A 14,158-nucleotide genomic window follows, 5' to 3' on the forward strand; every position below is an offset into this window, starting at 1 on the left:
TCAACTTGCAACCCTGCAATTTTTTTTTTGTCACTAATAGCGAAAACAGAGTAAAATTGGGCAAAGCGGCATTCATACATCAACACCTGATCGAGGACTGTAAGCGTGGTAGCGACCATGCACGGTTCGAGATTTACAAGCTGTATTCCAAAGCGATGTTTAACGTGTGCTACCGCATGATGAATAATCGCGAAGATGCTGAGGATCTGCTTCAGGAGGTTTTTCTGCAAGCATTTTCCAAGCTCGACAGTTTTCGCTACGAATCCAGTTTCGGCTCCTGGCTGAAAACCATTACTGTACGAACATGCATTAATGCCATTAATAAGCGAAAACTTGATTTGGTGTATTGTGATGAAGTTTACGATCAACGTCCACCTGAGGAAGAATCGGATGCCGTAAAGCTCACCAGCAAAGATATCCTCAAAGCCATGGAGGAGTTGCCCGAAGGTGGTCGGATCGTTTTCTCTCTTTACCTGCTCGAAGGGTATGATCACGGTGAAATTGCTCAAATCCTGGGTATCACCGAGTCAACCTCAAAATCGCAGTTTATGCGGGCAAAACGCAGGGTACAGGACATATTAAGAAATCAGCAAATGAAAACAGCATGAAGAAAGATCGTTTAGAAGAATTTGTGAGAAATAACCGGGAGGACTTTGAGATTCACAGTCCTTCGCCAGAGGTGTGGGAGAAGCTGAATAAACAATTGACGTCGCCATCAACACCATCAATAAAACAACCCAAAAACCTGAACTGGATTAAAATTGCTGCAGTAATTGCATTAGCCATTCTCGGTTCGGGAGTTGTTGTCACCCAAATTATGATGCCGGATCAACAATACAAGTTTGCGCAGGAAGTAGACCCTGAAATGAAAGAGCTGATTGAAGCAGAGGCGTATTACGCTCAGCAGGTAGATGGGAAATTGAAAGAAATCAGGAAATGCTACCAGCTCATTCCGGAGTTGCAAATGGAAGTAGAAGATGATTTACAGGAATTGGAATCGATGTACAATAACCTGAAAACTGATTTAAAAGAAAATGTTTCGAACAAGGAAGTTATTGAAGCCATGATTGAAAATAACCGCTTTCGGATGAAACTTGTCGATCAGGTTTTAGAACAAATTAATTGCTAAAAGTTACTGGATATGATAAAATCAAGTCGCTATATATTATGGATTTTCCTGCTGCTTGCCGGAGTGGGAAAAGCTCAGGCCCAGTTTTCTGAAACCCGGGAAATTCAGAAACGATTTGCAGTTACTCCAACAACGAGTATTGAGATTACCAATAAATATGGGAAAATTGAATTGTATACCTGGGATAAAGATTCGGTTGTGGTGGACGTAACCATGAAAGTGGAAGAAAAAAAAATGAGCCGCCTGGATAAAAAACTGGACAACATCGACTTTGATTTTACCAGCAGTACACACTACCTCATTATCCGAACCATTGCAGATAAAAATCAAAGTCAGTTAGAAAGCGAATTTCTAAAGTTTAAAGAAACTCTTCTACAGACTGATGGCACCATCGAAATTGACTACAAGATATGGTTACCGGCAAGCAATCCACTAAAAATCGAAAATAAGTTTGGCGACATTTATATCGATGATTACAATGGTCCGATTGAAGTTGATTTAAGCAATGGTAAACTGAAAGCGCATGACCTGACCCAAAAGGCTAACATCCAGTTAAATTTTGCCGACGCTTCCATCAACTCCATGCCTAACGGACGAATTACGACCAATTACAGCGACTTCTATTTAAAATCGACTGACAACCTGCGTATCTCCAGCAAGTCATCGGAAATTGAAATCATTGAAGCCAAGTCGTTGATCATCGACTCAAGGCGCGATAAATTCAGATTGCGCAGAGCAGATCAAATTGAAGCTGAAGGGAGTTTTACTTCATTCAGACTAAATCAATTAACTGATCGGGGTACCTTTCGGTTTAGCTACGGCGACCTGGAAATGGAGAAAATTGCCTCCAATTTCGCTGACCTTTACATCGAATCGAAAAACACCGATGTCAGCTTATATTTCAATCCGGAGAGCGTTTTCAACTTTGAAATTACGACAACAAAAGCCGACTTATTACTTGGCCGGGAATTGGAAGTAGAAGACCAAGAGCTTCTGGATGACAAAAACGACATCAGCAGACGTAGAGGATACTTCGGAAAAAAGACAGCCGAAGATCAAAAGCTTAACATTAACGCAGTATCCGGAGAAGTAAGCATTTTCAGCAATTAAGAATCTGTGCAACCGTAACAAAATTTTAGTCAATGGCATTGCTGATTTTCACTCACCCGAGTTAAGCAATGGGGAGCTCTTTTGTATTGAAGACTTCGCGTTCAAACATCAATTGCATCTTTCTGTCAACAGACTGTCAGTCTTCCTATTAAGGTGAAATAAAATCGCATTCACAAGAAGGCAACCATAAAAAAAAACAACATTCTTTTATCCGATTTGCAACCCTCCCAAAAAAAGTTTGTCATTAAAAATAGAAAACGAAAACAGACTTTTTATTCATTCAGAAAACAGAGAACTATGAAAACAATTAAAACTCCCCACTGGACGTTTATCGTTATCGTATTGCTTAGTTTCCAGTCGTGTATTGACGATATTTCGATTATTGGCAACGGACATGCGGTAACTGAAGATCGTTATACAGCATCGTTTAACGAGGTGAAAATTAGTGGATCCTACAATGTGACAATCATATCGGGTGAAGACTACGCCATTGAAATTACTGCCGAATCGAACCTTCTTCCGTACATTGTCACTGATCTTGATGGGGATAAACTGAAAATACGTACACGCGGCACTCACAGTTTACAGAACAGCTTGCCCATGCACATTTACATCACCACTCCACACCTCGAAGGGGTAACTCTAAGTGGCTCCGGCTATGTTGTGACTGATCATTTCTCATCCAACGAATTCAAGCTGGCTCTTTCAGGATCGGGCCAAATCGAAACAGCGATCAATACTCATGATTTAAGTGCCAACATTTCCGGCTCCGGACGAATAACGATTTCCGGCATTTGCGCCCATTCTGACTTGCTCATTAGCGGCTCCGGAAAAATTGAATCCTATGGATTGGAGCAAAACACCTGCCATGCAACCATCTCCGGCAGCGGTGTCTTGTTTGTTGATGTTGAAAATTTGATCGATGTGAAAATTTCCGGCAGCGGCAGCCTTCGATATATCAATACCCCTGAAATCAGAAGTAGCATATCAGGATCTGGTCGGGTAATTAATGATAATTAGAAATTCATAACGAGATGAGAAAACTTTTATTCATTAGTTTAACGCTACTGATTTCGCTTTCGGCTTCTTCGCAACAATACGACCAGGCTGTTGGTATTCGCGGAGGCTATTCTTCAGGGTTTGAATACCGCGCATTTACCAATGAATACGTGTCGTACAAAGCGCTATTAAGCACCCGGAAAAATGGAATACAACTGACTGGGTTGAAAGAGTTTCACCAATACGGATTATTCGATTTTTCCAATGATGTTGTTTTTATCTACGGATTTGGAGCTCATGTAGGATACGAAAAGTGGAATGCCTACGATCCGGATGACGTGTTGTACCGCCCTTATTATTACGAAAAAAAGACAGGACCTGTAGCCGGACTGGATGGACTAGTAGCTGTAGAATACACCCTGATGGACATCCCACTCACATTTGGGATTGAAGCAAAGCCCTTTTTCAACCTGTTTGGAAAAAATTTCTTCCAACTCCACCCGTTCGATTTTGCCTTTACCATCAAATACATCTTTTAAATAACAATTAAACGACAGACAATGAACAAACTAATTATACTTTTTAGCATGATCATAATCGCAGAAATGGCTGCTGCGCAAGACTACACCCGTTATGAAGATAAGGATGAAATTCAAACCATTTTTTCGAAAAGAAAATCAAATGGCGGATATGGTGCAATCAGCGTTTCGTATACCGAAATTGATCATAAAGACGCTATTATTATGGGTGCGCGTGGCGCGTGGATTATCAACCACTCGCTTGCCATCGGGCTGGGTGGTTACGGCTTTGTAAACGACATTAACTACGACAATGTATTCGATAATAATTTAAACTACAATTTAGCTGGTGGTTACGGAGGTTTATTTATTGAGCCAATCCTTGGATCAAAACTACCGGTACACCTATCATTCCCGGTATTATTCGGATTGGGAGGAATTGCCTATGTGGAGCATCATAACAACTGGGATTACTGGTGGTCAACCAACGACCGAAGCGAAGTGTACTGGGTATTTGAACCTGCTGTTGAATTAGAGTTCAATGTCACGCGTCACTTTCGGATGGCAGCCACGGCAAGCTATCGATTTACATCAGCTATTAACATGCTATATACCGACCCGGAGATTCTGGAGGGTTTAACTGCAGGATTGGTATTTAAATTCGGGAAGTTTTAGTCCGCTTTTACCAACATCAGTTGAAAGGTCATCGAAGAGTCGATGGCCTTCTTTTATTGATCAAATGTTATAAACTCACGATTTTCAGAAAATATATCGATTCCCGGGAATAACCACAGGCATTTGTCTTTACATTTGTCGCTTCAAATTTAAATCCGGTTCATTTTATGAAGCATTTGTTTCATCCCAAGCTTTACAGTGTATTGAAGCAAGGGTACAGTAAACACCAATTTTCGAAAGATCTTTTTGCTGGAATTATTGTAGGAATTGTGGCACTTCCGCTAGCCATTGCTTTTGCAGTGGCATCGGGTGTATCACCCGAAAAAGGATTGATAACAGCTATTGTCGCTGGACTAATCATTTCGGCTCTTGGTGGAAGCCGGGTACAAATTGGTGGCCCTACAGGAGCATTTATTGTCATTGTTTTTGGCATTCTGCAAACCCATGGGCTCGATGGTCTGATGATTTCAACAATGATGGCGGGCATCATCCTCATTTTGTTTGGCTTATTGCGCTTGGGTTCTTTGCTCAAGTTTATTCCCCACCCTCTTGTGGTTGGTTTTACCAGTGGTATCGCATTGGTGATTTTCACAACTCAGATAAAAGACGCGCTGGGATTGACCATTGAGAAACTGCCCGCTGAGTTCATTCCGAAATGGACAACTTACTTTACCCATCTTGAACTTGCAAATCCGTGGGCAATTGGCCTAACTACTTCAACAATACTCATTACCATTTTCTTTAAAAAAGTAACCACAAAAATACCGGGCTCATTTGTCGCCATCATTCTAATTACTGCCTTGGTTCAGTTTTTCGAATTGCCGGTTTCAAGCATCGAAACTGTTTTTGGCGACATTCCCAAAACGATAAAGCTATCATTTCCATCTATTGAGCTGAGCCAATTAAGCAACTACCTGGCTCCCGCGCTTACCATTGCTTTGCTTGGAGGAATTGAATCCTTGCTCTCGGCCGTAGTCTCTGATGGGATGACTGGTGGCAACCACCGTTCTAATACCGAATTAATTGCACAAGGAATTGCCAATGTGATTACGCCTGTTTTTGGCGGCATTCCGGCAACAGGCGCTATTGCTCGTACGGCAACAAACGTTAAAAATGGCGGACGCACTCCCATTGCAGGCATAGTGCACGCCATCACTCTTTTACTGATCATGCTATTTGTGGGACAGTGGGCTAAGCTTATTCCGATGTCTTGTCTGGCAGGAATCCTGATTGTTGTTGCCTACAACATGAGCGAATGGCGATCGTTTGTCTCTATTCTGAAAGGATCCGGCTTCGACATCCTGATTCTACTGGTCACCTTTTTTCTGACCGTTTTAGTCGATTTAACTTATGCCATTGAAGTGGGCATCGTACTTTCGGCTCTCTTATTCATGAAAAGAATGGCAGATGCAGGAACGCAGACTTCCAATGAAATAGACAGCGACGTACTGGAAAATTACGGTTCGCTCCCCGACGGATTGGCCATTTACGAGATCAGTGGCCCCTTCTTTTTTGCATCAGCCAAGCAGTATTGCTCCACTCTGAAAACGACAGGGCAAAAATCGAAGGTACTAATCATTCGAATGCGGCATGTGCCATTTATTGACTCTACGGGTATTCACAATTTGAAGGATGTTATTAAGGAATTGCACCAAGCCCATACTGTTGTGATACTCTCCGGCGTTCGTTCCGAAGTATTAAAAGAACTCAAGCAAAATAAAATCGTTGAATTACTTGACCACAGCCTGATCTTGCCAAGCTTTGATTTAGCCTTGCAAAAGGCAAATGAATTCATTGAAAAACAATAGTAGAAATCAGAGCAACGACTAATAAGAATTTCATTTTACAAGGGCTTAAAGAGGATGAAACTCGCTGTAAACAAAGCGTTAAAATTCCTTTAAATTAAGGCATTCCCTTCAACAATATGAACAAGGCGTTGTTCTGAAATCAAAAAAGTACAATGCCAGTAAATATACCAGAAACAGGAAAAAAACGAGTTGTCATTATCGGTGCCGGATTTGCCGGACTAAAACTTGCCCGAAAGCTCTATAAAAATGACTTTCAAATCGTATTGGTCGATCGAAATAATTACCATCAGTTTCAACCCTTGTTTTACCAGGTAGCTACCTCCGGACTGGAACCCAGTTCAATCTCGTTTCCCCTTCGAAAGGTTTTTCAGAAAATAAAAAATGTGCATATCCGGATTGCTAACGTTGAGCGTATTCGCACAGAAGAGAAGATCATCGAAACTTCGCTGGGAACCATGTGGTACGATTATTTGGTAATTGCAACCGGAGCTACAACCAATTTTTTCGGCAATAAATGCTTTGAAGAAAATGGTGTTCCCATGAAATCGGTATCAGAAGCATTGTATTTGCGTAACCGCATTTTACTGAACTTTGAAAAAGCAGTCACCATTCGAGATCCCAAAGAATTGAAGCAGCTATTAAGTGTGCTGGTTGTTGGCGGTGGCCCAACTGGCGTTGAAGTATGCGGAGCTCTGGCGGAAATGAAGAAATACATCCTGCCCAAGGATTATCCTGATCTGGATTTCAGCTCGATGGAGATCTCATTGATTGAAGCGAGTCCCCAACTACTTGGTGGTATGAGTAAAGAGTCGGGGGCAAAAGCAAAAAAATACCTCGAAGATTTAGGCATTAAAGTAATGCTTTCGCATAGAGTCGTTAACTACGATGGGCAAACCGTTGAACTGAAAGATCATGAAAATTTCCAGACAGAAACTCTTATTTGGGCTGCCGGAGTTCAAGGGCAAATGCCGGAAGGAATTGAGGCCAACAAACTTGTTCGGGGCAATCGAATAAAAGTAGACCGTTATAATCAGGTTGAAGGAATGGAAAATGTTTTCGCAATTGGCGACATTGCCTACATGGAGACCGAAAAGTATGCCAAGGGGCATCCGCAGGTAGCGCAGGTTGCACTACAGCAAGCAGCAACGTTGTCAAAAAACCTGATCAACAAACAAGAATCAAAAGATTGGATAAAGTTCGAATACAAGGACAAAGGTTCGATGGCTACAATCGGACGTAATCGTGCAGTAGTTGATTTACCCTTCTTTCGGTTCAGCGGATCTTTGGCTTGGCTCACCTGGATGTTCGTTCACCTGATGTCGATTGTAGGAGTAAAAAACCGTTTGGTTATCTTCATCAATTGGCTGTGGAAATACTTCACTTTCGATCAATCGCTACGGTTGATCCTGAGAGCTTCGTCCGAAAAACCAAACCGTCGCTAATGATCAGGCTTCAAATCGATATAAAAGGAAGTGCCTCCTTCGTGTGTCGAGGTAAAGCCGACATTGCCATTTAAGTAGCGTTCGCCAAGTAATTTCATACTATAAGTACCAAGCCCCCGGTTTTTTCCTTTAGTTGAATACGACCTTTGGAAAATTTGCATTTGGATTTCTCTGGGAATATAGGTCTTATTGTGAACACTAAAACGAATAGAACTGTTTAAATCTTCAGCTTTCAATACAATGTGTTCGCCCTCTTTTATGGCTTCCATCGCATTCTTCACCATATTGATCAACACCCTGATTAAGACTGTACGATCAGTGTTAATAAACTCATTAACAGCCTCATTAACAAGATCAATTTTTTTATTCCGAGCAACATCATTGAATCGAATCTGACTAGCTACTTCATTCATTAAATTCTGAATGCTAACCTCTTTTTTCTCTAACTGCAGTTCTCCGGCTTCTGCTTTTATCATTTGCTGCTGACTTTTTATTTCATCAACAATTTGTTCGGACAGCAAACGAGCAATATCCAGATATTCTTCCTTCTCCTTTTCTTCCAGCATGGGAAGAACTTCGAGCACTCCGCTCAACCCTCCGGCAATATTAAGCACATCATGAAAGAATATTCGCTCAAGTAAGGCTTTTCGTTTCTTTTCAGTAATATCATTGATCGAAACAATCAGGTATTCTTTATCAAAATGAATTGGGGTGGCTGTTATCTCAAAATCCAACTGATGAGAAATACCATTGTCTTTGCAAGCAATTCGACACTCGCGTACAATTTTCGCTTTAGTTCCCCAAGCATCATCAAATGCTGTTTTGGCTCCACAGTACTGACATTTTTCAGTTGTCCCGCAGCCGCCCGTATTATTCACAGCATTCACGCATTTAAAAATCTCTCCGGGCCGCACACCTAAAATATGTTTCTCAAGGTCAAGGTTGTACTTTTCAAACATCTCGTCATTCGAAAAAACCACTTGATTATAGTCATTCAGAATGCAGATAATTGACGACATTGCTGCCAATAAATCCCTGACATACTCTATCTTACCAATTTCAACCCGACTTTTCAGAACTTGTTGAAGTGTCTCCCGGTAAGCCAATCTATTTTTTTCTTTCATACACAAACAAGCCAAAAATCACTACAAGATACTAAAATTTCAATGATTTGTGGGCTTCTTCAAAAAAATAGAATCGCTATAAACTAGAGACTTATGTACAGTATTACATCATTTAGCTCCTTCACAAACAATCTTCTCAACCTCTCCTGGATTAATTGGAATCCGATCTCCAATTAATTCAGCTCCATCAGCGGTAATCAATAAATCATCTTCTAATCTTATTCCTCCAAAATTATAATAATCATCCAATCGATTAAAGTTGATAAAATCAGCATTTATTTTTTCTGATTTCCATTTTTCGATCAATGCCGGAATAAAATAAATACCCGGCTCATTGGTGATCACAAAACCTTCCTGGAGTCGGCGCCCAAGGCGCAAAGCCGAAGTTCCAAATTGATTCACTGGCCTGATTTCATGGTCGTAACCAACATAAATTTGCCCTAAATCCTCCATATCATGTACGTCAAGTCCCATCATATGCCCAAGCCCGTGTGGCATAAACAAAGCATGAGCTCCCGCCTGAACAGCCTCATCAACATCTCCCTTCATTATTCCAAGCTGTTTCAGTCCGTCAGCAATCACTTTGGCTGCTTCAAGATGAACTGACAAATAACTGACTCCCGGTTTTGACAACTCAGTTGCTCGATTATTTGCCGCTAAAACAATTTCATAAATCTCGCGTTGCTTTTGGCTAAACTTACCGCCAACAGGAGAAGTTCTTGTAAAGTCAGAAGCATAGTAATTACTGGTTTGCGATCCGGCATCAACCAATAAAAGTCTGCCTTCGTCCAATATATTGGAATGAACGTGATTGTGGAGGGTTTGCCCATTTTGTGATAGAATAATCGGAAAAGAAGGAGGATTTCCATTCGACAATGAGATTCCCTCAATAATTCCGGCTATATTCTGTTCCCACACCCCGGGGTGTGCCATTTTCATTGCAGCCACATGCATCTCGTAGCCGCCAGCAGCAGCTTTTTTAAGCTCTTCAATTTCAAGCTCATCTTTTACCGAGCGTAAATCAACAATCGCTTTAATCAGTTCCAACGATGCCTTTTCTTGTAAATCGCCAATTGAAACTCTGGTTAATTCGTGCAATAATAATTTATTATCGCCCCGGTAAGGAGGTGTAAAATGAATTTTTCGTCCTCTGGAAATAGCTTCCTGAACGCTATCGAATAGTTTCTTATAAGGCATGGCCTTTTTTACACCTACGTGCACAGCCTTCTCTTGCATGCTATCCTGCGGTCCCATCCAAATAATATCATCCATTGTATAATCATCTCCAAACAGCATTTCATCTCCTGATTCTACATCGATTAATCCTACTAGTCCCGGAAAATCTAAGCCGAAGAAATATATAAAATTACTATCCTGGCGAAAATGATAGGTGTTGTCAGGATAATTCATGGAAGCTTCGTTATTTCCTAACAACAAGATAATCCCATCTTTGACCTTTGTTTTCAGCTGCTTCCTTCTTTCTATATAAACCTCGCGATTAAACATGATTACAAGTTTTTGGTTGAAATGTGAAGATATAAACTTAAACGATCTATTCTCATGATATTTTACACCTTAAACGCATAAATTACAAACAAGCAACTGAATTATTTAATACTCATAAACATATAACTGAAAGCAAATCCAAAACGTAAAAGAAAATAACTCGGTAAAATCGATCAATAATGGAAAATTCGCTACTTAGTTACATGAACAAGCGCTTTGAAGAAGCATCAAACCCAAAAGCCAAACTCACGACTAATGCCGGACCGGTAATTACAATTTCGAGGCAGGCTGGCTGTGGTGGCCTGCACATCGCGCAAATGCTTGCCAAGTCAATGGATGACCTCGGCCTTTGCAAAGAATGGCAGGTAATCAGCAAAGAAATTCTTCAAAAAAGCGCACAGGAACTGAAGCTTTCCCTGAATAAAGTCGACCGCTTATTTACCACAAAAGAGCACAATACCTTCGATGAAGTTCTGGAAGCTTTCAATACAAAAATGTACAAAAGCAATCGCGTTATCCTGAAAACTGTAAAAGAGGTAATTAAAAGCTTTGCGGTTGATGGATGCTGCGTTATTCTTGGACGGGGTGGAGAGTTTATTACACGCGACATTGAACAGTCGTTGCATATTCGGCTGGAGGCTCCTTTGAAATGGAGAGTTGATAAAATTGCTGCGAAAAGAGCGATCTCACAAGACGAAGCAAATAAACAGATAGCTGAGACAGAAATGAAACGAGAAACTTATCGAAAACACTACCTGAACAAAAATCACCCGGTAGAAAATTACGATTTAACCATCAATGTATCGGCTTTTACCCCAAGCAACGTTGTTGAGCTGATTAAAAGATCAGTCGAGCTTAAAGGAATGATGGGAAATACTCCATTCCATTGACTCCTCAATAATTTCAACCGGTAATTTCAGTTGGCAAGCCCTTGGTCTGAACAGGTTTAGCCCCATCTGGTTTTGGCAAAAACATATCTTTATACGTCAAGCCCAATTTCTCTATCATTTCGAGACTATACTCCAACCTTCCAAAATTAGGAGTAACATTATTGGTTCCGAATGAAAACTTCACCCCGGCATCTTTGGCTTTTTGTAATACTTTTTCTGAAGGTAATTTTAGTCGGCTGTTTATTTCAAGAGCAACATTGTTTTCAACAAGAACTTTCACAATTCGGTCAATGCGCTCGTCGGTCCAAAGCTCATTATATTTAGCAGCTATTTTTTCAGGCAGATAAGTAGGATTGACATAAATATCAATGGGTTCCTTCGAAACAATGGCCTCAATTTTACCGACTAGTTGCTCCATAAAATCTTGCTCATCATCAATAAAAACCTCCTCAGGAACCCACAATCTCATTCGTCTGCCCTTTTTATCTGTCCATGTCATCGCATCGGTAAACACATAATCAAACTCGGCAATCGCCTCAGCCGAAAATAAGGTCACCCACTCGCGACCTTCAGCCTGCATTCCTCTGAATATCGGTTTCCCTTTCACGGTGTCCATGTAAGCATACAACGATTCGTCATCGGTAACCGGGAACTTCAACCCACAGTTTGGAGCTATCCCATAGTTGATTCCCAGTTTCATCGAGTTTTCAACAGCCTGCTCAACAGTCAATCCTCCTTTTAAGTGCACATGAAAATCGACAAGCGGAAAATTTGCCATATGAAGCTTCGTTACCTGAGTATCCCATTCCTTATCAACCGAGGATTTTAGCTTCTCACTATCAGGAAGTTCTTTCAGTTTGATATTTTTAAAAGATACGGTACTATTCGGATCATGTGCCTGCAATGCAATTTGTCCACGATCAATTACTTTATAGCTGTCATTTTTTACGCGGTATGGATCATCAGGCTGAATATAATTAACGACTTGCTGCCCATCCACGAATATTTCAACATGATTTTCAACCACCTTGATTCTTAGATCAAACCACTCATTATCCTTGGCTGATTGGTAGTATACATTTCTAAAGTTGTACAAGCTTCCGGTTTTCCGTAGCTCCGGGCTTTGTTCCGAACCAATATAACTGTTGTTCACTTGAACTTCATACCCTTTAAGCGGCCAACTTTTTTCTTGTTCTTTAGTATGAAAAAATACGCCTGAATTGGAATGAGGCTGTGTTTTCACGTTCAATTTAAGTTCGAAATTTCTAAAAATTCCATGATTTTCACCTCCGCGATAGTAAAGATGAGAGCGTTTTCCATGGCAAACCAATTCGCCATCGACAACCTTAAAAGACTCCTGATTTTCATGGGCGATCCACCCATCCAGATTTTGTCCGTTGAATAAGGTAATCCAATCGCTTTTGCTCTCAGTTTGACATGAATTAAAAAGGATAGACAGAAAAAGCACGATAAATAATCGGGAATAATTATTCATTGAATAAGGTTTTGTTGGTTGTTCGGTCAAAGATACAAACTCCTAACTGAACCCTGATATTTAAGCGGAGAGTTTTTCCTGTGGATTATCGGCTTTCAATGCTGCAAAAAAGTTGACCACGACAATGAACAAACAGATATATGCAGCCCATGAATACCCACCCAAGCGAGTAAAGGAAAAACTGAACATCAATGGCCCAAGAGCGCTAAAAAAAACAAGCGCACTCATGGCAAACCCACTAATTGCACCCAAATGTTGACGACCATAAAACCGCGGCCAAACCACAGAGCTCAAGACACTAAAAAGTCCACCAACAATACCATTTCCAATAATCAGAAATACATATGGAACGCCTGGAGATAGCAGAGCCAGGCTAACCATTGAAATCATCTGACCAACTAAAAAGACCAATAACAAATATTTCATCTTAATATGATCGCTTAACCATCCGCCGGCTAGTGAAATAAAAACAGAAATAACCGACGTAGGCACAAAAACGGCTAAAGCAATCGTTTTGTCCATTGAGGCCGATTCGAATATGGATACGATATTGAATGTAAAACCGGTGATATATAAAGCTTGCATGGAAAGTGCAATTACTAAAACCCAAAAAGGAAATGAACGCTGTGCTTCCTTCAAGGTAAATTGTTTTACTGCTTTATGCTTTATCTTGCTTCGCCGTTCAGCTTGCTCAACACTTTCACCATCCGGTTCCAAACCACAATCTTCAGGATTATCCCTAAAAAAGATGAGCACGACCAAACTAAACCCGAAACCTGCAATTAATGCTAAAAAAATCCATGCCCAACGCCAACTGTAAGTTTCAATAAAATAGTCGAACACCAACGGAGAAATGGCAAACCCCACCGAAACAAAGACACTGCTGATGCCATTGACCAAACCACGCTTCCGATCAAACCATTTCATCATCATATTTCGGGAAAGCATGGTTAAAACTCCCTGACCTGAAAATCGCAATAAAAAGAACCCAAGCATAATGATGAAAAAACTCAGGTAGAACTGGAGATCTCCAATCTGAAAAATGCGCCCCAGGCTAAATGCAATCCGATCGACCTGACTCAAATAAATCAACACGCATCCTAAAGTAATTGTAATAATGCCGCCAAGCCACCGAGCTCCTATTTTATCGTACCATTTCCCAGCCTTTGTTAGCATGAACGAACTGCTGATGGTACCTAAAAGATAAGCCGTACTTAACTGGTTTCGGCTAAGATTTAAAGCGTCAATCAAATGGTCGGTAAACGTAGAGACGCCCATCGTTTGACCAGGAATACTCATGATAACCCCCAGCGTTCCCCACAGTATAATGAACCATCCATAAAACACCGGCGATTTCGCAGGGTCAAAAGGGAAATTGTTATGCCGCATTTTATTCATGCTGCAAAGCTATTGGTAATATGGCTGGTCGTTCGGGAAATGAATATAATGTGAACACTATTCA

Annotated in this window: 13 protein-coding genes; 9 read left to right on the forward strand and 4 right to left on the reverse strand. The window is 40.8% G+C overall.

All coding sequences use genetic code 11. The features are described 5' to 3' along the window. Nucleotides 1-56: 56 nt before the first annotated feature. From GR929_RS08885 to GR929_RS08920, 8 genes are all read left to right on the forward strand, one after another. Entirely contained in the window at nt 57-608 is a 552-nt protein-coding gene (locus GR929_RS08885) for an RNA polymerase sigma factor (RefSeq protein WP_201300946.1), read from the forward strand. Continuing rightward, on the forward strand, nt 605-1,129 hold the full coding sequence (locus tag GR929_RS08890) for a hypothetical protein (protein ID WP_159518915.1): 525 nt from the start codon (nt 605-607) through the stop codon (nt 1,127-1,129). The genes GR929_RS08885 and GR929_RS08890 overlap by 4 nt, the downstream gene beginning before the upstream one ends. Nucleotides 1,130-1,141: 12 nt before the next feature. Then, complete coding sequence (locus tag GR929_RS08895; protein ID WP_159518917.1) at nt 1,142-2,239, forward strand: hypothetical protein; 1,098 nt, start codon at nt 1,142-1,144, stop codon at nt 2,237-2,239. Between the two features lie 297 nt (nt 2,240-2,536). Continuing rightward, nucleotides 2,537-3,259, forward strand: a complete 723-nt coding sequence (locus tag GR929_RS08900; RefSeq protein ID WP_159518919.1) for a head GIN domain-containing protein — start codon at nt 2,537-2,539, stop codon at nt 3,257-3,259. Nucleotides 3,260-3,273: 14 nt separating this feature from the next. Further along, nucleotides 3,274-3,777 carry a hypothetical protein gene (locus tag GR929_RS08905; RefSeq protein WP_159518921.1) on the forward strand — a complete coding sequence of 168 codons (504 nt, stop codon included), beginning with the start codon at nt 3,274-3,276 and terminating at the stop codon, nt 3,775-3,777. 21 nt (nt 3,778-3,798) lie between these two features. Continuing rightward, on the forward strand, nt 3,799-4,431 hold the full coding sequence (locus GR929_RS08910; protein ID WP_159518923.1) for a hypothetical protein: 633 nt from the start codon (nt 3,799-3,801) through the stop codon (nt 4,429-4,431). 167 nt (nt 4,432-4,598) lie between these two features. After that, nucleotides 4,599-6,239: a SulP family inorganic anion transporter gene (locus tag GR929_RS08915; RefSeq protein WP_159518925.1), complete on the forward strand. Its 1,641-nt coding sequence runs from the start codon at nt 4,599-4,601 to the stop codon at nt 6,237-6,239. A gap of 152 nt (nt 6,240-6,391) precedes the next feature. Continuing rightward, nucleotides 6,392-7,681 (forward strand): NAD(P)/FAD-dependent oxidoreductase, encoded by a 1,290-nt coding sequence (locus GR929_RS08920; RefSeq protein WP_159518927.1) that lies wholly within the window; start codon nt 6,392-6,394, stop codon nt 7,679-7,681. On the opposite strand, the gene GR929_RS08925 is transcribed toward GR929_RS08920, so the two are convergent. After that, complete coding sequence (locus GR929_RS08925) at nt 7,678-8,805, reverse strand: sensor histidine kinase (protein ID WP_159518929.1); 1,128 nt, start codon at nt 8,803-8,805, stop codon at nt 7,678-7,680. The genes GR929_RS08920 and GR929_RS08925 overlap by 4 nt on opposite strands. Nucleotides 8,806-8,913: 108 nt before the next feature. After that, nucleotides 8,914-10,311 (reverse strand): aminopeptidase P family protein, encoded by a 1,398-nt coding sequence (locus GR929_RS08930; RefSeq protein WP_159518931.1) that lies wholly within the window; start codon nt 10,309-10,311, stop codon nt 8,914-8,916. Between the two features lie 179 nt (nt 10,312-10,490). Here GR929_RS08930 and GR929_RS08935 point away from each other — a divergent pair, with 179 nt between their 5' ends. Further along, a complete protein-coding gene (locus GR929_RS08935; protein ID WP_159518933.1) occupies nt 10,491-11,201 on the forward strand; it encodes a cytidylate kinase-like family protein in 711 nt (236 codons plus the stop codon). 13 nt (nt 11,202-11,214) lie between these two features. On the opposite strand, the gene GR929_RS08940 is transcribed toward GR929_RS08935, so the two are convergent. Further along, entirely contained in the window at nt 11,215-12,696 is a 1,482-nt protein-coding gene (locus GR929_RS08940; protein ID WP_159518935.1) for a DUF1080 domain-containing protein, read from the reverse strand. A 60-nt stretch (nt 12,697-12,756) separates the two neighbouring features. Further along, nucleotides 12,757-14,094 carry an MFS transporter gene (locus GR929_RS08945; protein ID WP_159518937.1) on the reverse strand — a complete coding sequence of 446 codons (1,338 nt, stop codon included), beginning with the start codon at nt 14,092-14,094 and terminating at the stop codon, nt 12,757-12,759. Nucleotides 14,095-14,158 lie beyond the last annotated feature (64 nt).

This window comes from Sunxiuqinia indica (genome assembly GCF_009847015.1).
Lineage (GTDB): Bacteria > Bacteroidota > Bacteroidia > Bacteroidales > Prolixibacteraceae > Sunxiuqinia > Sunxiuqinia indica.

Excerpts from the sequence above, each read along its gene's own strand:
- GR929_RS08925 (WP_159518929.1), bottom strand. The coding sequence starts at position 8,805 with ATGAAAGAAAAAAATAGATTGGCTTACCGGGAGACACTTCAACAAGTT.
- GR929_RS08940 (WP_159518935.1), bottom strand. The coding sequence starts at position 12,696 with ATGAATAATTATTCCCGATTATTTATCGTGCTTTTTCTGTCTATCCTT.
- GR929_RS08905 (WP_159518921.1), top strand. The coding sequence starts at position 3,274 with ATGAGAAAACTTTTATTCATTAGTTTAACGCTACTGATTTCGCTTTCG.
- GR929_RS08890 (WP_159518915.1), top strand. The coding sequence starts at position 605 with ATGAAGAAAGATCGTTTAGAAGAATTTGTGAGAAATAACCGGGAGGAC.
- GR929_RS08910 (WP_159518923.1), top strand. The coding sequence starts at position 3,799 with ATGAACAAACTAATTATACTTTTTAGCATGATCATAATCGCAGAAATG.
- GR929_RS08930 (WP_159518931.1), bottom strand. The coding sequence starts at position 10,311 with ATGTTTAATCGCGAGGTTTATATAGAAAGAAGGAAGCAGCTGAAAACA.
- GR929_RS08895 (WP_159518917.1), top strand. The coding sequence starts at position 1,142 with ATGATAAAATCAAGTCGCTATATATTATGGATTTTCCTGCTGCTTGCC.
- GR929_RS08945 (WP_159518937.1), bottom strand. The coding sequence starts at position 14,094 with ATGAATAAAATGCGGCATAACAATTTCCCTTTTGACCCTGCGAAATCG.
- GR929_RS08920 (WP_159518927.1), top strand. The coding sequence starts at position 6,392 with ATGCCAGTAAATATACCAGAAACAGGAAAAAAACGAGTTGTCATTATC.
- GR929_RS08935 (WP_159518933.1), top strand. The coding sequence starts at position 10,491 with ATGGAAAATTCGCTACTTAGTTACATGAACAAGCGCTTTGAAGAAGCA.
- GR929_RS08915 (WP_159518925.1), top strand. The coding sequence starts at position 4,599 with ATGAAGCATTTGTTTCATCCCAAGCTTTACAGTGTATTGAAGCAAGGG.
- GR929_RS08900 (WP_159518919.1), top strand. The coding sequence starts at position 2,537 with ATGAAAACAATTAAAACTCCCCACTGGACGTTTATCGTTATCGTATTG.